Raw genomic sequence first — 22865 nt, 5'->3', positions numbered from 1 at the left:
TCAAACGTCTTTTGGTCGTAAATAAGTCTGAAAACATCCGATTTCTTGAAAACGACTTCAAATCGTCATGGCTTTGCCGCCGAACAGGAGGACCTACCCGCTCGGTTCCAGGGTGGAGTTCTTTCCCATGAAGACAAAACACGCTTTTCGCCTGCTTGCAGGCATCTCGATTCTTGCCTGCATGGTTTCCTCGCCAGCCTTTGCGGATGAGGCCGGTGCCGAACCTGCCGGCGATGCCGCAGCATCCGGCGCCGATGGCTCTAACGGAGAGATCGTCGTTCTCGGCTTCGGCGAAACCCGCCAGACGCAGACCGTAAGCGCCGAAGACATCGCCCTGCTGACCCCCGGCACATCGCCCCTGAAGGCGATTTCGAAGCTGCCGGGCGTCAATTTTCAGTCGGCGGATGCTTTCGGCAGCTACGAATGGTCCGCGCGCATCTCGCTGCGCGGGTTCAACCAGAACCAGCTGGGCTTCACGCTGGACGGTGTGCCGCTGGGCGACATGAGCTATGGCAATTACAACGGGTTGCATATCAGCCGCGCGATCATCTCCGAAGACCTTGGCGCGGTGACCGTCAGCCAGGGCGCTGGTGCGCTGGGCACGGCATCCACCTCCAACCTGGGCGGCACGCTGCTGTTCACTTCGCGCGATCCGGGGCACACGATGGATATCGCCGCCAGCGGCACCTATGGCAGTGAGGATACCGTCCGCGCTTTCGTGCGCGTGGATAGCGGCGATTTCGGCCCGTTCCGTGCCTCCGTCTCCTATGCCCACATGGATGCGGGCAAGTGGAAGGGCGACGGTGCGCAGAAGCAGGATCAGGTGAACGCCAAGCTGGTGGGCGATATGGGCTTCGGCCGCCTGACCGCCTGGCTGGACTACTCCGACCGTCGCGAAAACGACTATCAGGACATGTCGAAGGCGATGATCGATCGCCTGGGCTATAACTGGGACAATTTCGCATCGGACTGGAGGGCGGCCTATGCCGCTGCCGCCGTCTACCAGAACCAGCAGGTCGCCCCCGGCGGCACGCTGCCCTATCCGACTTACGGCACCACTTTCACGCAGCCGGTGGAGACGGTGGACGATGCCTACTACAACGCCGCCGGCCTGCGGCGGGACTGGCTGGGCAGCGTGAAGTTCGAAACCCCGCTGGAGCGTCCGCTGCGCTTCTCGCTGCAGACTTATTACCACGACAACCACGGGCAGGGGCTCTGGTGGACGCCTTACGTGCCCAGCCCGACCGGCGCGCCGCTCTCCGTCCGCACGACCGAGTACGACATCAACCGCGCCGGCGCGATCGCGACGATGAACTGGGACGTCAGCTTCAACAAGCTGGAGCTGGGCGCCTGGTATGAAAGCAACGACTTCCGCCAGGCCCGCCGCTTCTACGCGCTGGACAATACACTGGCCGGCAGTTCGCGAAATTCGCTGGAATTCCAGACCGGACCTTTCGCCACCCAATGGGACTACAAGTTCCAGACCAATACGTTCGTCTACCACGTGTCAGACACGGTCGACATCGGCGATGCGCTGACGATCAGCGGTGGCTGGAAGGGCATCGACGTGGTGAACAAGGCGAACCCGATCGTCCAGTCCACCTACCCGGCCGGGCGTATCAAGGCCAACGACATGTTCCTGCCGCAGATCGGCGCGGTCTATCGGGTGACCGGCAACGCCGAACTCTTCGCCAGCTATACCGAGAACATGCGCGCCTTCGTTTCGGCGGTTACCTCCGGCCCATTTTCCACCACGCAGGACGGCTTTGATTCCATCAGCGGCGAACTCAAGCCGGAAACCTCGCAGACCTTCGAGGGTGGCGCGCGCTTCCGCTCTGGTCCGTTCCAGGGATCGCTTGCCGGCTACTACGTGAATTTCGACAATCGCTTGCTGGCGATTACCTCGGGCCCCGGCATTCAGGGCAACCCCAGTGTTCTGGCCAATGTCGGCTCGGTCCACACCTACGGATTCGAAGCGGCGGCCACGGTGCGTCTGCCGGCCGGGTTCAGTGCGACCGCATCCTACGCCTACAACGTCTCCAAGTATCAGGACGACGTCGTGGACGGTGCGCTCGACCTCAACGGCAACCCCATTGTGATCCCCACAGATGGCAAAACCGTGCCCGACAGCCCGCGCAACATCGCCTCTGCCGAACTGGCCTATACCGGAAACATCCTGTTCGGCCGGATCGGCGGCAACTACATGTCGAAGCGGTACTACAGCTACACCAACGACGTTTCGGTCGGTGGCCGCTTCCTGCTGGACGCATCGCTGGGCGCCAAGGTGCCGGAAGGCCATGGCTATCTGTCCGGTATCGCCCTGGAAGTCTCCGTCACCAACCTGACCGACAAGAAGTACGTCTCCACCGTGGGTTCGAACGGCTTCACCAACTCAGGGGATTCGCAGACGCTGCTGACCGGCGCGCCGCGTCAGTGGTTCGTCACGCTGCGCCGCGGGTTCTGATCTGAAACGGCGACGGGGCCGGGACAAGTCCGGCCCCGTCGGCTCGTCAGTTCGCTCCGCCAGCGGTGCTGCGGATGAAAGCGGCCACGTTGTCGTGCAATTCGTGCAGCGAGGGCAGGTGGGCATAGACCATGTGCCCGGACTCGTAGTGCTTATACTCCACATTGGCCTGCAGCGCCGGGGGGACGGGCAGGTGGCGCATTTCGAATACGCCTTCGAAGTAGGGTGTGGAAACGTCGTAATAGCCGCCGTTCACCATGACCTTCATTGTCGGGTTCTGCTTCATCGCGATGGCCAAATCCGGAAGCACGTTGGGCAGCGCGATCAGCGGCTTGCCGGCGCCGGGAGGCTGGTGACGATAGTCCCAGCTGCCGTAGATGCTCACGCCGGGTTTGAATTGCTTGTCCGCACCATCCTGAGTGCCATAGTGCAGCGTGCCGCGCGCGTACTGGTTAAAGGCGGCGATATAGGCGCCTTCCAGGGCGGCGCTCTGCGGATCGTAATCCGCCACCTTGCTCAGCGGATCCAGTGTCGCGCCGGAAAAGCGCGTGTCCAGCGTGCCGGTGGTCAGGCCCTGATCGGCCAGCAGTTCCTTCTGGAACGCGCCATATTCGATACGCAGGTTGGTCTTGAGCAGATAGGCAGCCGATAGCCCGGTGAAGGCGGAAAGCTGTCCGGCGATCCGCTGGCGCTCCGCATCGGGCAGGGCATTGCCCTGCATCAGCGCCTGCGCATAGTCACCCGTGGCGAATGCCTCCACTTGCGCCAGCAGGGTCTTCAGGTCTGCCGGTTGATTGGCCAGCTTGTGATGATACCAGGCCGTCGCCGCATAAGTCGGCAGGGCGACGATATAGGGCAAGTCCACCGAAGGGTTGGCCTGCGGATCATCCGGCATCAGGTCCCAGTTCAGGATGTCCGACAGCAGGATCACGCCATTCAGGTCGATCGAGCGGTTCTGCAAGGCCAGCGAGAGGCCGGCCGCGCGCATCGTGCCGTAGCTCTCGCCGAACAGATACTTGGGCGAATTCCAGCGCCCGTATTTGTTCAGGAACTGCTCCACGAACTGGGCGAAGGCGTCGATGTCCTGATCCACGCCGTAAAACGCCTTGGCCTTGTCCTTGCCGGCGATGCGGCTGAACCCGGTGCCGGGTGCGTCGATGAACACCAGATCACTGGCGTCCAGCAGGCTCGCATCGTTGTTGACCGTCTTGTAAGGCGCGGGTGCGGTATGGGCATTATCCGCGGTTTCGACGCGCAGCGGGCCGAAAGCGCCCATGTGCAGCCATACGCTGGATGATCCGGGGCCGCCGTTGAACAGGAAAGTGATCGGGCGGCCCGGTGTGCGCACGCCATCCTTGAAGTAGGCGACGTAGAACATCGATGCTTCGGCCTTGCCGGCCTTCGCGTCGTCATCATCGGATGACTTGGCATCGAGGGCGTCGGTATCTTCCCAACCCTTGGCATGGGCGACCAGCGTTCCGGCAACCGTGTGGTAGGCGATCCGCGTCCCGCCCACGGTTACCGATCCGGTGGACTGCACCGCTTCGGGCTGGAACAGCGGGGTTGGGGCATCCGCTGCCGTATCGGCCTTGGCCGCAGGCGCATCGGCCTTGCCGGCCGACGGCGCGGCAAGTGCGGTGGACGCCGCCAGCAGGCAGGCGAAGGGAACGGCGACCAAGGCAGGCTTCATCTATCGTCTTTCGGGAAAGGGCGACCACGATTGGAAGGCGCAGGATTACGACACGATCGCGACATGGCAAGCGCTACAGCCGTTAAATCAACGACTTTGCGCTTGTTCGGCAGGGTCAAAACGCTCCTTAAGTCGATCGTAGAGCGACCTTCGCGCCAACGCCTGATCCAGCCGGGCGAGTGAGGCCGAAACCTCTCCCGCCTCTTGATCGAGTTCCCGCGCGGCATCGTCGAAGGCCTGCCACATCGGCCGGAGGCGGGCGACAAGCTCCTCTCCGGCCGGTGAGAGGCTCAATACCCGCTTGCGACTGTCCTGCGGATCCGGCGTGGCGTGGATCAGCCCGGCACTTTCCAGCGACTTGCGCGCCTCGCTTACGGACGGATGGCTGATGCCCAATGCCTCCGCCAGCGCGCTGACGGTCATCGTGCCTTCGATCGCAAGCTGGTTGATCAGCCCGAACCAGCGCTGTTCGAAACGTATGCCCAGTTCAGCATAGATGCGCGTCGCATCGGCATCGATGGTGGCGCTCAGCCGCCGCAGGCGAGCCCCCAATGTCGCGCCATGCATGCGGCTTACATAGTCGGACATTCCCTTCCTTTCGATTGCCATTGACTGATTGGTAGGCACCTACATATATAATCGCAAGCATGTTCGAGAGGGTTGGAATAATGATCCGGAACGATTTGGGGTATTCGCGGCGGTCGGCGATCGCTGGTGGACTCGCCTTGGCCATCGTGCCGCGCGCGGCCATGGCAGCGGCATCGTTCGATACTTTCGTGACAGACCAGATGCAGGCCGCCACGATCCCCGGACTGGCGGTGGGCATTGCGCGCAAGGGGGTGGTTACCTTCGCGAAAGGCTATGGCCTGGCCGATATCGCGACGCGCCGACCTGTCGGGGCCGATACGATGTTCCATATCGCGTCCATCACCAAGACGGTCACCGGATCGGCGATCATGCAGCTTGTCGACAGTGGCCTGATCGCGCTCGACGATCCGGTCGCCCCGCATCTGGACTTTCCCATCGCGGGCGAAGGGGCGGAGCGGATCACCTTTCGGCACCTGCTCCAACATACGTCCGGCATTTCGGACGATGTCTATTACGAGGTCGATTTCCGCGTCAGGGGCAAAGATTCCACCTTGGGGCTGGGCGAAATGGTGCGGGGCTATCTGGCCCCTGGCGGGCGCTACACGGGCGCCGGCAACGTGAAATCGCTGCCGGGCGCGCGCTGGAGCTACAGCAATATGGGCTTCGCGCTGCTGGGATACCTTTTTCAACGGGTCTGCGGGCAGGACTTGCGGATCTTTACCGCGGAAAAGATGTTCCGGCCGCTCGGCCTGAAGCGCATCGCGTGGGCCTTGGCCAACACTCCGGAGTATCTTCGCGCCACACCCTATGACGTTGCGGATGGCGCACCTGTCGCAGTCGAGCCGGCAGGGTTTCCTGACTACTCGGTAGGGATGATCCGCGCATCGGTGGGCGACCTGACCCAGATCGTCGCGGCTGCAGCCAATCACGGCGTATCGGGGCGCACGCGCCTGCTCAGCGCACAGGCGAACGCACAGATGCTGGAAATGACGAAACCTGCCGATTTGCCTGACTGGCTGACCGGGCAAGGGCTGGCCTGGCAGGAAGGGGCCCTTGGCGGCATCCCGCGCCCCAACCACTGGGGCGGCGATCCCGGCGTGCTCACAATGGCCTACCTCGATCCGGCAACGCGCACGGCCGTGGTCCTGCTGTCCAACCTTTCCGCCACGCGCGAGAGTCGCGATGCGATGAAGGCGATCGCTGCGAAGGCGTTCGACCATCCGGCATAGCTGGAAGTATACGACCTATTTGAAGGCCGGAAACCCGCAGAGTTCCGCGCATCTTGCGCGATCAGACGACTGGTTGATCGAAACGCGATACGCGCAGTCTTGCTCTGCGACCATCTATGTACTAGTTGGTACATAGATCGCGGACGGCGTTGCAGCCGCGCCGTTTCCAATGCATTCTGCGCCGACCCCACTGCTCGCGGCTTCGCGAGGCGGGGCAAGTCCGGCGCGGTCGAAAACGACAAAGGAGGTGCCGCATGTCCGGCACGAGAAACGCGAATGGCTTTCTGGCCAAGGCATGGCTCATCCTGATCGGGGCCATTGTTCTGCTGGCCGGCCTGTTCTTCACCCTGGGCGGCATCAAACTCGCCAGCCTGGGCGGCAGCTTCTACTTCGTGATTGCCGGCATCGCCTTGCTGGTGTCCGGCTTCCTGATCGCCCGCCAGCGCCCGGCGGGCGCTTTGCTGTTCGGCGCGACGTTCCTGCTGACGATCGTCTGGGCGCTGTGGGAAGTGGGCTTTGCCTTCTGGCCGCTGATATCGCGTCTGCTGGCGATGGGCGTCGGGGCCACGGTGATTGCCCTGAGCTACCCCTTGCTGCGCCGCGCCGTGGGTCGCAACCCTGCGTGGCGCACCTCGCTGGCAGCCGCCGCTGTGGTCGGCCTTGCTTCTGCCATCGGTTTCGCCGGCATGTTCGTGGCGCATCCCACAGTGGCGTTTTCGGGCAAGCTGGACGGGTTGATCCCGGTCGATCCCGCGCACGAGCAGAAGAACTGGGAAGCCTACGGCAATACGCCGGGCGGCAGCCGGTTCGTCGCGCTGGACCAGATCACGCGCGACAATGTGAAGAACCTGAAAGTCGCCTGGACCTACCGTACCGGTGACGTCGCCGTCAGCGATGGCAACGGCGCGGAGGATCAGGACACCCCGCTGCAGGTGGGTGACACCGTCTACATCTGCACGCCGCACAACAACGTCATCGCGCTGGATGCGGATACGGGGCACGAGAAGTGGAAGGCGCGGATCGACGCGCGTGCTTCGGTATGGATGCGTTGCCGGGGCCTTGCCTATTTCGACGCGAAGGCGCCGATCCAGCAGCCGAACATGCCCGGCTCAACGCCGGTAACCGCCGTCACCGTGCCTGAAGGTGCGCCGTGCCAGCGCCGCATCCTGATGAACACGATCAATGCCGAACTGATCGCGCTGGACGCCGATACCGGCAAGTTCTGCACCGACTTCGGCAACGGCGGCCGCGTGGACCTCAAGGCAGGCCTGGGCAACGCACCCGATCCGCAGTACCAGCTTACCTCCGCGCCTACTTTGGCCGGCACCACCGTGGTCGTCGGCGGGCGCGTGGCGGACAATGTGCAGGTGGACATGCCGGGCGGCGTGATGCGCGGGTTCGATGTGATCACCGGCAAGCTGCGCTGGGCCTTCGATCCCGGCAATCCGGCGATCACCCAAATGCCTGCCGCGGGGCAGACCTATACCCGGTCCACGCCGAACGTCTGGGCGGCGATGTCCTACGACCCGGCGTCCAACACCGTGTTCATGCCGGTGGGTAGCGCTTCGGTGGACCTTTATGGCGTCACCCGCAGCGAACTCGATCACAAGTACGGTGCTTCGATGCTCGCGCTCGATGCCACCACGGGCAAGGAGAAGTGGCACTTCCAGACGGTCCATAACGACCTGTGGGATTTCGATCTGCCGATGCAGCCCAGCTTCGTGGACTTCGCGATGGGTGGCGGCAAGACGGTGCCCGCGCTGGTCTTCGGCACCAAGGCAGGTCAGCTTTACGTTCTCGACCGTGCAACCGGCAAACCGCTGACGCAGGTGGACAACGTCAAGGTCAAGGCCGCGAACATCCCGAACGAGCCCTATTCGCTAACCCAGCCCCGATCGGTTGGCATGCCGCAGATCGGCGTTGGCCCTCTGACCGAAGCGGACATGTGGGGGGCGACGCCGTTCGACCAGTTGCTCTGCCGCATCGCCTTCAAGGGGATGCGATACGAAGGGCTCTACACCGCGCCGGGCACTGACAAATCGCTGAGCTTCCCCGGATCGCTGGGCGGCATGAACTGGGGCGGCCTTTCGACCGACCCGACCACCGGCACGATCTTTGCCAACGACATGCGCCTGGGCCTGTGGGTGCAGATGTTCCCGCAGACCAAGGCCCAGCAGGGCAAGGCCGGCGCTGCGGGTGAAGCCGTGAACACCGGCATGGGCAGCGTTCCGCTGAAGGGCACGCCCTATTCGGTGGTGAAGGACCGCTTCCTCTCGGCGCTGGGCGTGCCCTGTCAGGCGCCGCCGTTCGGCACGCTGACGGCGATCGACATGAAGACCCGCCAGATCAAGTGGCAGGTTCCGGTCGGCACTGTGCGCGATACCGGCCCGATGGGCATCAAGATGGGCCTGCCGATCCCCATCGGCCTTCCGACGCTGGGCGGAACGCTGGCTACGCAGGGCGGCCTGGTCTTCATCGCCGGTACGCAGGACTATTACCTGCGTGCGTTCAACTCGGCGAATGGCAAGGAAGTCTGGAAGGCCCGCCTGCCGGTGGGCAGCCAGGGTGGCCCGATGAGCTACAAGTCGCCGAAGACCGGCAAGCAGTACGTGGTGATCACCGCCGGCGGTGCGCGCCAGTCGCCCGATCGCGGCGATTACGTGATCGCTTACGCGCTGAAATGACCGTGCCGGTCCGGTGACCGTTCCGGGGGTGGATTCCCAACTCCGCCCCCGGACATCCTTTTCATTTTGAAACAAACCCGCGTCCGTGGAGACGCCGGGGGAGGAGGGGGCCTTGGCCCAGCCTATTCGTACTATCACGCGCATGACCGCCCGCCTGACGGGATACGGTCTGATGATCGCCGCGCCTTTCGCCGCCGACGATGCCCACGCGGAGGATGCGGCAGCGGCGACCGGTCAAGCCGTGACGCCAACCGCCACGGCGGAAACCGCGAACTCCGCACCATCAGCGGCCCCTACTCCTGGCGGCCGCGATACGCTTACCGGCGATTGGGGCGGACTGCGCACGCGGCTGAAGCAGGACGGCGTGACGTTTCGGGGCGACTATGTCTCCGAAACACTGTCGGCAGTCGATGGCGGGCTTCGCAAGGGCACGACTTACGTCCAACAGGTGCGGATCGGCGCCGATTTCGACATGGACAAGCTGGCCGGAGTGGACGGTGCAACGATCCATGTCACCGTCAACGACCGGCGCGGTGTGGGGCTCTCTTCCGATTTCGTGGGCAATCGCCTGCCGATCCAGGAAGCGGCCGGCGGCTACTATGCGCGGTTGACCGAGTTCAGCTGGGAACAGAATCTGATGGCGGGCCGGCTGAACTTGCGGCTCGGCTACTTCGCAATGGGCAACGACCTTGGCGGGATGCCGATCGGCTGCAATTTCGTGAACGCGGCGTTCTGTGCCCATCCGCTCTCGATGTCGGGAGACAGCGGGTGGTACAACTATCCCAATGCCCGCTGGGGCGCGGCGGTGCGCTTCAAGCTGCGGCCGGACGTAACGATCCGCACCGGCGTCTATCAGGTGAACCCGCGCCTCAATGATGAGGACAATGCCTGGAAACCCTTTGCGGGCGGGACGACCGGCGTGGTGCTGCCGATCGAGGTGGAATACGATCCCGGCGCCGCGAAGGACAGCCATGTGCTTCCCGGTCATTACAAGCTGGGCTTCTACTACGACACTTCGCGCGTCACGCTTCAGGGCGGTGGGGGTACCGTGAAGGGCCGGCACGGCGTCTATCTGCTGGCGGACCAGATGATCTGGCGCGATGGCAAGGGTCCGCGCGGGCTCTCCCTGTTCGGACAGGCTACTTTCAATCCGGAGGAAACGGGGCAGATCACCCGCTGGTACGCGGCGGGACTGGTGAAGAACGGCACTTTCAAGGGCCGCGATGCCGATACGGCGGGGCTGGGCTTTGTCTATGCCGAAGTCGATCCGCGCCTGCGCCGCGCCCATGTGGACGTCGCGCCGGTGCCGGGCAGCTATGCTTCGTTGCCGGTTGGCGAGACTGCGATCGAGATGAGTTACGGCTTTCAGGCCAATCGCTGGCTGCTGATCCGGCCCGACGTGCAGTACATCATCGATCCCGGCGCCTTCAGCTATCGCCGTACGCCCGATGCGCTGGCGATAGGCTGCCAAGTCAGGATGCAGTTCTGAAGTTGCCCTCAGCAAGCCGACCGCCCATAGCGCGCGCCATGCAGGATACCGGCTTCACCGAGCGCAACCGGCGAGAGATCATCGCGATCGCCACGGCCCACTTTGCGGACAAGGGCTTCGCCGGAGCCCGCGTGGACGAAATCGCCGCCGCCACGGCGACCTCGAAGCGCATGATCTATTATCATTTCGGCAGCAAGGAGGGGCTCTACCGCGCCGTATTGACCGAAGCCTATCGCGGCATCCGGTCTGCCGAGTTGGAGGCTGGGCTGGATCAGTTGTCACCGCTGGCGGCGCTGGAGCGGTTGGCCGCGCTGACCTTCGACTATCACTTCCAGCATCCCGAACTCGTACGCCTGGTGATGGACGAGAACATGCGCCACGGCCCCCATGTCGCCCTGGTGGGAGAGGCGCGCAACGAACTGGTCCTGCCCAAGACGGCCGCCCTGATCGAGCGGGGCGTTGCCGACGGCAGCTTCCGCGCAGGCATTGATGCGATCGACCTGCACATGACGATCAGCGCACTGGCATTCCACTTCGTGGCCAACCGCTACACGTTCGGTGCGATTTTCGGGGTCGATGTGACGAGCGCGGCGGCGGCGGCGCAGCGTCGCGAGCAGATCGTCGCCATAGTACGGGCTTATTGTGAGGCGGTGTAGGGCAAGAAAAATCCGGCCATACGGCCAGCGCTATGAGTGGCAGTCGCCGACCTTCAAAGTCCGTTCGGCGTTGATCAGTCCCTCAGGTTCGCGCGCAGGCCCTTCATCGTCTCGTTCAATTGCTGAAGTTCCGGGATCGTCATTCCGGTCGCGGCCAGCACTTCCTGCGGGATGCAGCGGGCTTCTTCCATCGTTTCCCGGCCTTTGTCGGTCAGCGCCACCCGCACCACGCGTTCATCGGCCGTGTCGCGCCGGCGGGTGACGAAGCCTGCAGCCTCTAACCGCTTGATCAGCGGCGTCAGCGTGTTCGATTCGAGGAAGAGGCTCTCGCCCAACTCGCTGACCGTCTGGTCGTCGCGGCGGGTGAGGGCAATCAGCGCGAGGTACTGGACATAAGTCAGCCCCAGTCGATCGAGCAGCGGCTTGTAGATGCGATTGAACGCCAGACCCGTCGAGTAGACGGAAAAGCAGAGCAGATCCGCGAAGGGATCGCTGCGGGCAGAGGCGGTCTGTTCGGGCGTTGCGGTCATGCTCAGGATATAAATCGCACACGATTTAATCGCAAGGGTTGACTCTGAGTGAGACTCGATGCATTTAAATCGCACACGATCTAATCGCTACCGATACAAATCCATGTCCCAAGAAAGGAATGCACCATGTCCATCAAGCCCCTCTACAAGACCAGCGCCACTGCAACCGGTGGCCGCGATGGCCAGGCCCGTACCGATGACGGTAGCTTCGCTGTCACTCTGGGTACCCCTACCGAACTTGGCGGCAACGGGCAGGGCAACAATCCCGAGCAGCTCTTCGCATCGGGCTATGCGGCCTGTTTCCTGGGTGCGATGAAGTTCGCGGCCTCTCAGGACAAGGCGCTTCCCCGCGTTCCGGCCGATGCCAGCGTCAACGCCACGGTCGGCATCGGCGCACGCAGCGACAAGGGCTTTGGTCTGACCGTCGCGCTGCAGGTCACGCTGCCGGGCGTCGATCGCGAAGCGGCCGAAAGCACTGGTTGCCGAAGCGGACACCATCTGCCCCTACAGCCATGCGATCCGTGGCAATGTGGAAGTGTCGCTCTCGGTCGCCTGACATCCAGGCGGCACCATGAAAAAGGGCGCGGACTTTGCGAAGTCCGCGCCCTTTTCGTGTCATGTTGGAACGCCTCAGCCGTTGATCCGCAGCCGGGCCAGCAATTGCAGAGAGGCGGCGTAGTAATCGTCCGCCAGCAAGGTGGGCTGGGCCGACCCCAGCAGCAGGCCCGCCACTGCGGCGCCGCCGCTGGACAAGGCATATTCGGCTTCCTGACCGGTATTCACATCCACCCACGCCGGGATCGCCTTCCCGGCCGCGACGCAGGCGCGCCAGTACGCGGCGACATCGGCGACCAGCACCTGTTTTCCGCCCAGCGCGGCCCAGAGCGGCACGCGGATGGCATCAAAACCGAAGCGTGGCGGCTTGTCGGGCGCGGGGGCGACTTGCGACGGCCCTGAAACCGCCATCCAGTCCACCGGCAGATGGCGCGCGCCGAACCGGCCAAGGCCGGCAAGCGCCTGCGCATCCTCGATCACCTTGCCCCATACCTGCTGCCCGTCCAGCCGAGCGAAGGCGTCCAGTGCTGGCCAGACATAGTACGACGGGTTCAGTGTCACCCCGGAATCGGTCACGAAACCCTGCACGCCGGGCAGCAACAGCTGGCGGCCATAGCGGTCCAACACGCACTGCTTGCGGATTGCCGCGCGGATTTCGGCGGCGCGGGCCAGATAGTCGGGCCGGCTCCAGCGCTGGCCAGCCATGCCCAAGGCCCAGGCGATAACGATATCGCCATCGGTCGCGTTGTTGTGATCGGCCACCGGATCGGTGGCATTGGGATCATAGCGCCAGACATGCAGCGCCATGTCCGTGCGTGCGATCGTCTGGCGGGTCCAGTTGGCGATACGGTCGAACGCATCCCGATCGCCGGCATCCAGCGCGAAAAGCAGGCCGTAGCTTTGCCCCTCGCTGTGGCTGACGCCCTTGTTGCCGGTATCGACGATGCGGCCGTCACGCTGAAGATAGAGTTCGCGATAGCTGGCCCAGGTCACCGTCCGGCCGGGCGTACGGCTCTGCGCGCCGCCGTTGCAGGCCGCGGTCAGGGTCAGCATGGCGCCCAGCGTGAAATTCCGGCGGTCGATGCCCGCTCCATCGCTCGTCATCTTCGCGTCAATTCCCGTTCAGCGTCCGTGACGGACTTCCAGAAGGTCATCCTTCCACACCGCGACGGTGCGCAGGGTGGGGCCGCTGCCAAGCGTGCGGAACCACGCATCGTAAGCGCCTTCCAGCACACCCAGCAACATCGCCTGCCAGGAATGCCGCAAGTCCGGCACGACAGGCTCAGGCAGGCGGCGATGACGCACGGTAATCGCATCATCGCCCACCACAAGCTCGATATCGCCCCAGTCGAGATCCTGCCAGAAATCGTTGATCCGATCCTGCAGGGCCGTCGCCTCGCTCACATCCTCAAGCGGGACCAGCGCGGCCATGCGCCGCCCGATCGCGCCGAAGAAACCGCGCGCCTGCTGGGCCGGAAGGTTCTCGGCCACTTCGGCGGCGGTCATCGTCGCCATCAGGGCCAGCCCGCCCACGCCGGTCATATCCCCTTCATGCCGCGGTGGCGGGAATGCCTGGAGCTTCATCTTCCCGTGCTCCCGAAGTTCTGTCTTACGCCAAACAAGCTGCGAAACTCATCATAGTTGCCGAACGTATTATAGCTGGCTTCGCCGCCGATCCGCGTGGTGGGCGTAATCTTGTAATAGAGCGAGAGCAGGGCGGACAATGCGAACCCGGTCTTGCTGGTTTCGTCGTAGTACGACCGTACGTCGTTGTCGGCCGCCTTGTCCGCGTCCAGTTGCGCCTGCAGCACGGGATCGATCGGATAGAGCGGGCTGGCATCCTGGCTGTAACTTTGGAAACCGGGCGTGAACGACGCATGAAGGTCGAAGCGATCGTCCTCCATGGTGTAGTTGACCGGGAAGCCCACAGAGATGAAGCTCTGCGGGCTGAAGTATCCGCCATTGCCCCAGGTGAAGTAGTTCTGGCTCTTGTCGTAGGCCTGATAATTGACGTTCAGGCCTACGGTCAGCGTCGCGTGCGGCGTGGCATAGGCGCGCAGATAGCCACCGACGTTGGCTTCGAACCCATTGTTGTGCGCCACGTTGGTGCCACGGAAGCGATAGTAGCGGCCTTCACCGTAAACGCCGCTGCCATCCTCGTCATAGGACAGGCCACCTCCGCCCGCCGTGCGCATCACCTGGCCCCAGAGCCGGCCGCTGACCGGGTCGCGTGCCCCGGCATAGGATACCACGCTGTCCGTCACCGGCTTGCGCTCAACCATGGCCGTGGCGCGCAGGTTCTGCGTAACCTTCGGCGTGACGGCGGCGCGGAAGGCGACTTGGGTCTTGCCCATGCCCACGGGCGTGGTGCCGACTTCGGCCTGAACCATGTCGCTATCGTACCCGGCGGAGAAGGCGACGCCGGATTCGTTCACACTGCCGGGGCCGGTAAACTGCGCCTCCGTCTGCGCGACGATGTTGTCCGCCTCGATCGTGGCGTTCTGGCCAAAGCGGGCCTGTCCGGATTTGTTGGGGGCGCCAGCATCGATCACCACGGCCTCTGCCCTGGCGAAGACGCGGCCGCCGGGCGCATCGGTAGAGAGGCGGACCGATCCCTTGATCTCGTCCAATCGGCTGAGGCCCTTTTCGCCGGAACGCTGGCGATAGCCGGTTTCCACGTCGACGCGCGGGCCGGTCTCCTGCGTCAGCGATGCCAGTTGCGACTGGATCTGCGCCATCACCGGATCGCCAGAGTAGGGCGTGGCAGAGGTGCCGGACGGTGCCGCAGTCACCGGATAGGCAGACGGCGGGGTACCAGGGGAGCCGACGCCGTAAGATGGTGACGCATAGGCCATAGCACCGGGCGTCTGGGTCTGAGCCGACATCGCGGCCATCGGCGCAGCCATGGCGCGCGGTTCGGCGATCGCGCCCGATGCCGCGGGCAGTCGGGTGCCGGAACCCAGCGCGAAGGGATTGACCGGCTGCGGCGTCGCCACGGCCATGTTGCGGAACGGATTGGCACCACCCGCCGGGCTCATGGCCGCGAAGGGATTGGCGCCGGACAGACCGTCGATCGACGTGCCACCCTGTCGGGCGAGGTAAAGGCTGCGCGCGTCCTTTAGCAGCCGGGCCGCAGCGCGATTATTGCCGCGCGACTGTTCCACGCGGGCCAGCGTCATGCGCACTTCGTAGTCTTGCGGAAATGCGCGCAGCACATCGACCTGTGCCTTGCGCGACAGTTCGGTGTCACCCGCCGCCTGCGCGGTTTCGGCAAGGCCCATAAGCGCATCGCGATCGCCGGGCTTGCGCGCCAGCACCAATTGCCAGGTCTGCGCGGCGCGCGCGGGCATTCCGCCGCTCTGATAGAGGCGGGCGAGCCCGGCCAGCACGTCCATATTGTCCGGCGCGGCGGTCCAGGCCTGCTGCAGAATATCGAAGGAATCGGCGTAGCGGCCTTCCTGTCGGGCGCGGTCGGCGGTGGAGACCATCAGCGCGGCGGTCATGCGCGCATAGGCCTGCTGCCCCTCGGCAGAAGATCCGGCCATGGCGCTGGCACGCTGAAGCGCCTGCTGTGCCAGATCGTCCCGTCCGACGCGCACCAGTGTGCCGATCAGCCCTTCGTAGTCACCGATGTCGGTGATCTGGCCCTGCAGCGCGTTTTCCGCCATGGCACTTGCACCCGCGGTATCGCCCAGCTCGTAAAGCGCATTGGCGATCGCAGCCTGCTTGCCGACGGGAATACCGCTCATGGAGCCGAGCTGGCGCAAGGATGCAAGCGCCTGTGCGGTCTGCCCGGTGGCGGCCATGGCCTTGGCGCGATCGATTGCCTCGTCCGTCTTCACGCCCACGGCGAAGCTGCGCATGGGGGCGCTGCGCTGCGTTTCGGGGATCAGGTCGATCAGCCGCGCCGCCTCAGCCGAACGGCCGAGATCGGCATTGAGCAGGGCAGCAGCATAGATCGCATCGGGCTGGCCCTTGTTGACCAGCGACCGGATCAGCGCCTCGGTTTCGGGAATGCGTCCGCGCTTCAGGTTGAATTCGGCGAATTCGTAGCGAATCCAGGGGTCTTCGGGATCGAGCACCAGTCCCTGCTGGAATTCGCGGATCGCGCCCAGATCGTCGCCATTGGCGGCGGCGGCCAATGCGCGGCTGCGCGCTGCGCGCATCTGCAGGCGCTTGTCCTCGGCAACAGCGTTGCTGCCGGGGCTCTGGCCGGCCTGGCGATAGAGATCAGCGGCATCGGCGTGGCGGCCCTGCCGCTCATAGATGTCGGCCAGCAGTTCCAGCGCGGGTCCGGGCTGGGGATAGCCGGAGCGCACCAGGGCTTCGGCCTTTTGCTGGGCTGCGGCGACTTGGCCCTGCGCAAGCGCGCCACGCGCTTCGTCCATGCCGGCGAAGAACCGGGCAGAGGCCAGCCCCTGTGCCCACTGGTCCGCCTTGCCCAGACGCGAGGCCTGATCCAGCAGATTGGCGGATTCGGCGAAGCGGCTCTGCCGAAGGCGGACGATGCCGAGCCCGCCGAGAGCATCCGGGTCGCGCGCATTGATCGCCAGCGCCCGTTCGAACTGATCCGATGCACCTGCCAGATCGCCGCGATTGAGCGCGGCATAGCCGGCAACACGCGCCTGGCCGCCACGATTTGCGGCGCTGGTGGGGGCAGGATTGGCGGCGCTGGGTTTGGCTGGCGTTGCCGGTTTGGCGGAAACTTGCGCATGCGGTTGTGCCGGCGCGGGCTTTGGCGCGGCAACAGCGGGCTTGGCTGCAACCGGTGGCGGCGGGGCTTTGGGCTCCGCGGCAGGACGCGCGGGCGCCCCTTTCGATGCCGCCATGACGGCGGGATTGTTGGGATCCAACGCCCGCGCGCGGCGAAGCGCCTGTTGGGCCAGATCCTCACGCCCTTTGGACCGCCAGTATCGAGCCTGCTGCAGCAAGGCATCGACGCCCGCCGCCTGCGCGATAGCCGGTCCGGCGCTGGCCACCAGACCGATCGGCGCGGTGGTGAGCAGCAGGGCCAGTCCGGCCAAGCGCATCGGTGTCTTCACGCGGTTCATGCCGTTTCGTCCAGATTGCCGAGGCGGCGCTGGGCCTGACGGCGGAAGTAGAGGTAGGTCGGCCCGGCCAGTATCACCGCGATGGCGAGTGCGCCGATGCCCATCAGCAGCGGGCGCTGGCTGAACCAATAGGCCATCTTCATCCAGATCGGCAGCGATCCGGTCCAGTAGCGGTTGCCGATGGCAAAGCTGCTCATGCCGTCACCGCGGGTAACCGCAAGGTCGCCCTGGATCGATGCGTTAATCTTCACATCGGCCATGCCATCCACCAGCGCAGGCAGCGCGGCGGCATTGTCCGAAAGCAGCGCGACCACCGTGCGGTCGGACGCATAGGGCGACCGGAAACTGACGATGCCGGAGAAGCCCCGCGCGTTGTAGACCAGCGGCGCCGCCTGCATCGGATCGTCGCGCTGGGTGCCGCCGAAGAACGCAGTGATGTACTGCATCGGCGAGCGTTCGGCGACTTCAAGGTGCCCGTTGACGTAACGGACCGGGGCACGGTCGAAAAGCGAACCTGCGCCGGCCAGTTCGATGCCGCCCACGACCAGCACGTCCTGATCCGCGAGCTGGCCAGGATCGACTTGCGAGGCTACGGTCACGGACGTCACCGGAACGCCGGTAGAGTCCCCGAAACGGCCCATCAGGTCCAGAAACGCCTCCACCGATGCGGCTGAGGGGTTCTGCGCCATGATCACCGTCGTTTCGGCAAGATCGGGCGCGACGGTGAAGGGGAAGCCCGCGCCGGCAAACGTGGCAAGGTCGGGCATCAGCAGGGCATGGTAGGCCGAGGTAAAGTCGATCGCGCTATCCGGCCCGATCGAGGTGCGCACGTTCTCTGGCAGGGTGCCCGTGCACTTCTTCTTGTCGGCAATGACCATGTTGTAGTCGAAGGTCAGTTCGTTCTGGCCGAACAGGTTGTAGCGCGGCAGCACGATCGTGGCGGTCGAATCCTGGCTCTTCGCGCCGCTCTGGCCGAACAGTTCCTCCCACCACTTGGAGCCCATCGGCAGGGACTTCAGGTATTGCCCGTTCAGCGAAACGTCGAGGCGCGACGCGCGCTTGTCCAACCACTGTGCGACCGGATAGCGATAGCCCAGGCTCAGCTTGCCGCCTTCGCGGGGCCAGAAGAACAGGTCCGGCGCGACGCGGAAGCTGGCGCTGAGCGGGCCGGGGCGGAAGCCCATCCCTTCCAATGCATAGGCCGGCATGATCTGGCCCAGCTTCACCGGGTGATCGGTGCTGATCCAGCGCAGCGCGCCATAGCGCGGCCAGGAGGGGATGCGCACGTCGTCGAAGCCCATGCGCTGACCGCCGAACACGCCCCGACCCAGCGCAACGGCACCGGCGGCAAGCCGCAGTTCGCCATCACTTCGGCCCATCAACACCAGCAGCGTTCCGTTCGGGTCTGCCGGGTTGCGCATCACCGATGCCGAAGGCCCGCCGATATCGCCAATGGCAAGCCCGGGGATGGACTGCCCCGCCTTCACGAAGACCACGGCGTTGCCCTTGGGCAGCACGCCATAGACCGGCTTGAACGAAAATCCGCGATAGCTGGCCATGGCGCCCAGCCACGAAGCGGTGGCGGCCGCCGCCTCCAGCTCGCCCTTGTGGGGCTGGCCGGCAAAGACGAAGGGCACCTGCAGCTGCGCGTTCTGCCCCTTGTCGAAGAAGGGCATCGGCAGGCGTGCAAGGTCTGGCGCGAACGGCAACGGCTGATACTGGAAGTCGATCCAGGAGCGGACGTTGCTGATATTGGCCCACAGCACTGAGTTGAACGGGTCTTCGCAATCGCGGGCGTAATGGCCGACGAGGCGCAGGTTCAGCTGGTTGTCGCCCGGCAGGAACAGCGCGGGATTGATGGCAATGCGCAGGACCTGACCGGCGGCATCGCCACGCGTCAAGGGCACGGTCTGCACCACTTCGCCGTTCATCATGACCACTAGGTGGCTCATGTCGTCCAGCATCATGGGGGACCACGATGTCTGCAGCGTCAGGATGGCCGAAGTCACCACGCGATCCTGCCGCATGCCAAAGGGAATGCCGATCTCACCCGACGTGCCCTGCAGGCGGATCGGGCGCGTGATGCGCATGTCCTTGAGAGTCAGGCGCTCACCAATGCCGCCGGGCAGAGGGGCCGTGCCGAGGGCCGTTGCAGCGGGCGTTGGCGTTGGCGTCGCAGCCTTGGCGACGGGGGTAGCGTGAACTTCGCGGGTGCCGATCACCATCGTTGCAAGGCCCAGCGCCAGCGCGCCGACGATGGCAGCTGCCTTCGCAGCGCGGCCGAACGACAGGCCGCGCGGCTTCGCTTCCGCCTTCGGCGCGGGCAGGAAAGGATCGGGATCGTCGATCGGGCCAATGAGGGCGGCCTGTTCGCGCATCGCGCGTCGCTCGGCAAAGTTGAGGCGCAACATTCGCTTTATGGTCACCATGTCGACAAGGATGATATCGGCGAGAGAGCGGATCCCGTGGACCTGCTCGTTCGGGCCGGCGGGCTGCCAGGCATCGGCGCGGCCCATCACGGCGCGAACCAGATGGCGCCCGGCAAGGACGTCCAGCTGCTCGAAACGGACGTAGACGTTGGTTCCGCTGGTGCGCAGCGTTTCCACCGGGATCGACAGCACTTCATCGCCCATGGCCATGGTGATGTGGCTGACGGCCAGATCGCGCAACGGTTGCCCCGCGGGCAGCGAAAGCGCCGCGCCGCCCATCGAAATGTCGACGGTGCGGGCCGACACGACGTGGCCGGATTCGAGGTAGGCGGTGATCGGCAGCTCGACCGGGATGCGGATATCCTTGCGCGCCTGCCGCGTCTCGCGCGCCACGGAAACGGCGGCTACGAGGATGATGAGGCTGAACGATGCCCATGCCGCGTTCAGCACCAGCGTATCGGTCTGGACGTTGAACATGTAAGGGAAGAACAGCCATTTCACGACGGCCAGCGCGATCCCCGCCACCAGCAGGCCGATGCAGATCAGGTGCGGACGCACGATCGCCCAATCGAAATAGGTGCGATCGAGCAGACTGCCCTTGTCGGTGACGTTGAACTTGCCCTTGCGGGGCTGGAACAGCGTCATGATGGTCGGCTTGACCAGATGGAACGCCAGGATGGTCTCGTAGACTTCGCCCCAGAACGGCCGACGATCGCCGCCCTGCGTGCGCAAGTTGGCGGCAGCGGCGCAGAACAGGTGCGGCATGGCATAGGCGAAGATCAGCGAGGCAGAGGCCTGAATGATGTTCAGGCCGAAGATCAGGTAAGCCAGCGGACTGGTCAGGAACGCAATGCGCGGCAGCGGATACTGGAAGTGCAGCATCGCGTTCAGGTAGCAAAGTCGCTGCTGCCAGCTGAGGCCCGGCCCGAACAGTGGATTGTCGATGCGCAGAATCTGCGTCATGCCGCGTGCCCAGCGGATGCGCTGGCCGACGTGAAGCACCAGACGCTCGGTCGCAAGGCCGGCCGAAAGGCGCGCGCTGACATAGGCGGTGTTCCAGCCGGTGCGCTGCAGTTTCAGTGCGGTATGCGCGTCCTCGGTCACCGTCTCGCCGGCGAAGCCGTTGGTTTCCATCAGCGCCGTGCGGCGGATGATCGCGCAGGATCCGCAGAAGAAGGCGGCGTTCCACAAGTCGTTGCCGCCCTGCACCGGGCCGTAGAACAAGTCGCCCTCACCGGGCATGCCTTCGATCACGCCGGCCAGATTGCGCTGGACCGGGTCCGGCGAATACATGTGGTGCGGCGTCTGCAGCAGGGCCAGACGCGGATCCTTCTGGAACCAGCCGACGGTCAGCTGCAGGAACGCGCGGGTGGGTACGTGGTCGCAGTCGAAGATGGCGATCAGTTCGCCGTCGGTCTTGCCCATCGCCGCGTTGAGATTGCCTGCCTTGGCGTGCAGGTTGTTGTCGCGGGTTATGTAACCGCAGCCCGCTTCGCGCGCAAAAGCGCGGAATTCCGCACGCTTGCCGTCATCGAGGATGAAGACGCGGTAACGGTCCGCAGGATAGTCCAGGTCCATCGCGGCGAACACCGTGTTGCGCACGATGTCCAGGCTTTCGTTGTAGGTCGGGATATAGATGTCGACCGTCGGCCAGCCTTCCGCCGGGCCCAGCGGCTCGATCACCGGGCGATCGAGCGGCCAACTGGTCTGGATGAAGCCCAGCACCAAAATGACCCAGGCATAGAGTTCGGCTAGGTACAGCCCGCCGCCCAGCAGGAATTCGGGCAGCGTGCCGAAGGCCAGCGTCTGGGTCGTGCGCCAGAACATGTACCGCGTGGAGATCAGCACTGCCAGCAGGCCCAGCGCTAGCGAACCCTTGCGGCCCGGCCATCGCTGCAGCACCACCGTTCCGGCAATGGCTACCGCGGCGAAAATCCACTGCGAACGCGTGTCCAGCGGCACACCCACAACCATTCCCGCCACCAGCACGATCGGCACGATGGCGAGATATTGCAATGCCTTTTGCGGCAAGACTTTACCCGTCATGCAGCGCGGCTCGTGGCTGGGGCGATCCACGATGCGGCAGTGGATTCCAGCGCGGGCACAAGCGCTGTCGAAATCGCCCGCACGTCGTGCAGCGCCGCGCTTGCCGGGGCATAGCGGGACAGCGGCTGCAGCATGGCGATCGCTTCAGGAACCGCTTCGTCCTGCCGGATGCGGCCAATCAGGCGCGGGCCTGCCAATTCGCGCACGAAGGCGGCGCCATGACGCGAAAGGCGGCGTGTTTCGTCCAGTGCGTTGATCACGAAGGCGGTGCGCAGCAGTCCCTCACTCCCAGTCTCGCCGAACATCTGCGGCAGAAGGGCCAAGGTGTCCGGCTGCGCCGTCAGCGTGCAGATATGCGCACAGGCCTGTTCACCAAGCCGCAGCGCGGCGCGAAATTCACCCGCAGGCATGTCGATCACCATTACGCGATCGCGACCGGGGGTAAGGTAGCCGAGATCGCCCAGCATCGGCAGCAGATCGGGATCGTCGGCGGAGCGGTGCCAGTGGCGCAAGTTGATGCCGCCCACCAGCACGGCTTCGTCCGCAGGCGCGGTCAGTGCGGGAAGGGCGATGGCCTGGGACAGGCCGAAATGCAGCGCGAGAGTGTCGCGCGGGGCCATCGTCAGCACGGTAACATCCGCGCCTTCCGCAGCAAGGCCCATCGCCAGATGCGCGGCGACGAAGGTGTTTCCGGTACCGCCCTTGGGCGCATGGCACAGAACCATGGGCATCAGTTTTCTCCCCGCCCGTTCTCGTCGCGATGTTCCCCGGACAGGCGGCGAAGCAGGCCGCGAACGTCCTTCGGCGGCGATACGGCTTCGGACTGCGTTGGCGCGGCCGATGCATCCTGTTCGTAGCGACTGAAGAGGGATTTCAACGGTTCGGCGGCAGGCTCCGTCGTGGGAGTGGCCGCAGCGTCCAGCCGGTCGGAGGGAAGGGCGGAAGCCGGGGGCGCCTTTTGCGGAACGGCCGGATCCAGTGCCTGCAGCCGCGGGTCGCGCAGGAGGGCCTCCAGGATGGGCCAGAGTTCCAGATCGGTGAACCGATCCTCAAATTCCTTGTAAGCAAAATCACTTCTGCCGAGACGGTCCAGCAGGTTGCGGGCATCGATTCTCATGGTTCGTTGTCCTACCTTACTCCGGGCGACCTAATTAAAATTGGTAAATATCTGGTTTGCGCGCAACGGAAAGTCGAAATGCCTGCAGGCCGCGAATTTTCTGGTGCACTGCAGCAGAAACAGCGCATCCATAGAATTATGTATCGGCATGGCGATGACCGCCGCGCGCCAGTGCCGGCACTGGCGCAAATCCCGTGGCTGATTGTCAGCTTGCCGTTTCACCTCCGTTCCTTCGCGGAATTGCGTTTTTTCCTATAATGTGAACCAACTGGGAATGCAGGATTTCCGGCTTCGGTTTCCTGCGTCGTCAAACGACCACCACGACCAAAGCGCAACC

General features: G+C 64.6%; 15 protein-coding genes and 1 pseudogene. 7 read left to right on the top strand and 9 right to left on the bottom strand.

The genetic code is table 11. From position 1 onward, the window contains the following. Positions 1-127: 127 nt before the first annotated feature. The gene (locus WBP06_RS22580) at positions 128-2464 is read left to right on the top strand and encodes a TonB-dependent receptor (RefSeq protein WP_395337366.1); all 2337 of its coding nucleotides are present in this window, start codon (positions 128-130) and stop codon (positions 2462-2464) included. A gap of 46 nt (positions 2465-2510) precedes the next feature. Here WBP06_RS22580 and WBP06_RS22575 read toward each other — a convergent pair whose 3' ends face one another. Further along, positions 2511-4154 (bottom strand): S10 family peptidase, encoded by a 1644-nt coding sequence (locus WBP06_RS22575; protein ID WP_395337365.1) that lies wholly within the window; start codon positions 4152-4154, stop codon positions 2511-2513. Positions 4155-4241: 87 nt separating this feature from the next. Then, the gene (locus WBP06_RS22570; RefSeq protein ID WP_395337364.1) at positions 4242-4742 is read right to left on the bottom strand and encodes a MarR family winged helix-turn-helix transcriptional regulator; all 501 of its coding nucleotides are present in this window, start codon (positions 4740-4742) and stop codon (positions 4242-4244) included. 80 nt (positions 4743-4822) lie between these two features. Here WBP06_RS22570 and WBP06_RS22565 point away from each other — a divergent pair, with 80 nt between their 5' ends. The 4 genes from WBP06_RS22565 to WBP06_RS22550 all read left to right on the top strand — a co-directional run bounded on the left by WBP06_RS22565 (position 4823) and on the right by WBP06_RS22550 (position 10800). Continuing rightward, positions 4823-5971: a serine hydrolase domain-containing protein gene (locus tag WBP06_RS22565; protein ID WP_395337362.1), complete on the top strand. Its 1149-nt coding sequence runs from the start codon at positions 4823-4825 to the stop codon at positions 5969-5971. Positions 5972-6225: 254 nt separating this feature from the next. Then, positions 6226-8655, top strand: a complete 2430-nt coding sequence (locus WBP06_RS22560; protein ID WP_395337361.1) for a glucose/quinate/shikimate family membrane-bound PQQ-dependent dehydrogenase — start codon at positions 6226-6228, stop codon at positions 8653-8655. 112 nt (positions 8656-8767) lie between these two features. Next, a complete protein-coding gene (locus WBP06_RS22555) occupies positions 8768-10144 on the top strand; it encodes a carbohydrate porin (protein ID WP_395337360.1) in 1377 nt (458 codons plus the stop codon). A 38-nt stretch (positions 10145-10182) separates the two neighbouring features. Beyond that, positions 10183-10800, top strand: coding sequence for a TetR family transcriptional regulator (locus WBP06_RS22550; protein ID WP_395337359.1), 618 nt, complete (start codon positions 10183-10185; stop codon positions 10798-10800). Positions 10801-10874: 74 nt separating this feature from the next. Here WBP06_RS22550 and WBP06_RS22545 read toward each other — a convergent pair whose 3' ends face one another. After that, a complete protein-coding gene (locus tag WBP06_RS22545; protein WP_395337358.1) occupies positions 10875-11330 on the bottom strand; it encodes a MarR family winged helix-turn-helix transcriptional regulator in 456 nt (151 codons plus the stop codon). Positions 11331-11456: 126 nt separating this feature from the next. Between WBP06_RS22545 and WBP06_RS22540 the strand changes: the two are divergent. Then, positions 11457-11886 (top strand): annotated as a pseudogene (locus tag WBP06_RS22540) (organic hydroperoxide resistance protein). A 74-nt stretch (positions 11887-11960) separates the two neighbouring features. Here WBP06_RS22540 and WBP06_RS22535 read toward each other — a convergent pair. From WBP06_RS22535 to WBP06_RS22510, 6 genes are read right to left on the bottom strand one after another with little or no spacing between them, the layout of a single operon-like run. After that, positions 11961-12989 carry a glycosyl hydrolase family 8 gene (locus tag WBP06_RS22535; protein WP_395337357.1) on the bottom strand — a complete coding sequence of 343 codons (1029 nt, stop codon included), beginning with the start codon at positions 12987-12989 and terminating at the stop codon, positions 11961-11963. Between the two features lie 18 nt (positions 12990-13007). Continuing rightward, a complete protein-coding gene (bcsD, locus tag WBP06_RS22530; RefSeq protein WP_395337356.1) occupies positions 13008-13469 on the bottom strand; it encodes a cellulose biosynthesis protein BcsD in 462 nt (153 codons plus the stop codon). After that, complete coding sequence (locus tag WBP06_RS22525) at positions 13466-16936, bottom strand: cellulose synthase subunit BcsC-related outer membrane protein (protein WP_395337355.1); 3471 nt, start codon at positions 16934-16936, stop codon at positions 13466-13468. Before WBP06_RS22525 ends, bcsD begins: the two co-directional genes overlap by 4 nt. Next, positions 16933-21411: a UDP-forming cellulose synthase catalytic subunit gene (gene bcsA, locus WBP06_RS22520; RefSeq protein WP_395337354.1), complete on the bottom strand. Its 4479-nt coding sequence runs from the start codon at positions 21409-21411 to the stop codon at positions 16933-16935. Before bcsA ends, WBP06_RS22525 begins: the two co-directional genes overlap by 4 nt. Beyond that, positions 21408-22142, bottom strand: a complete 735-nt coding sequence (locus WBP06_RS22515) for a cellulose synthase operon protein YhjQ/BcsQ (protein ID WP_395337353.1) — start codon at positions 22140-22142, stop codon at positions 21408-21410. Before WBP06_RS22515 ends, bcsA begins: the two co-directional genes overlap by 4 nt. Continuing rightward, positions 22142-22528, bottom strand: coding sequence for a hypothetical protein (locus tag WBP06_RS22510; protein ID WP_395337352.1), 387 nt, complete (start codon positions 22526-22528; stop codon positions 22142-22144). Before WBP06_RS22510 ends, WBP06_RS22515 begins: the two co-directional genes overlap by 1 nt. Positions 22529-22606: 78 nt before the next feature. Here WBP06_RS22510 and WBP06_RS22505 point away from each other — a divergent pair, with 78 nt between their 5' ends. Next, positions 22607-22786 carry a hypothetical protein gene (locus WBP06_RS22505; protein WP_395337351.1) on the top strand — a complete coding sequence of 60 codons (180 nt, stop codon included), beginning with the start codon at positions 22607-22609 and terminating at the stop codon, positions 22784-22786. Positions 22787-22865: the final 79 nt, after the last annotated feature.

It is taken from the genome of Novosphingobium mississippiense (genome assembly GCF_044029535.1).
GTDB lineage: Bacteria > Pseudomonadota > Alphaproteobacteria > Sphingomonadales > Sphingomonadaceae > Novosphingobium.
Note: the sequence above shows the minus strand (reverse complement) of the source record. Positions and strands in the feature narration are given on the sequence as shown.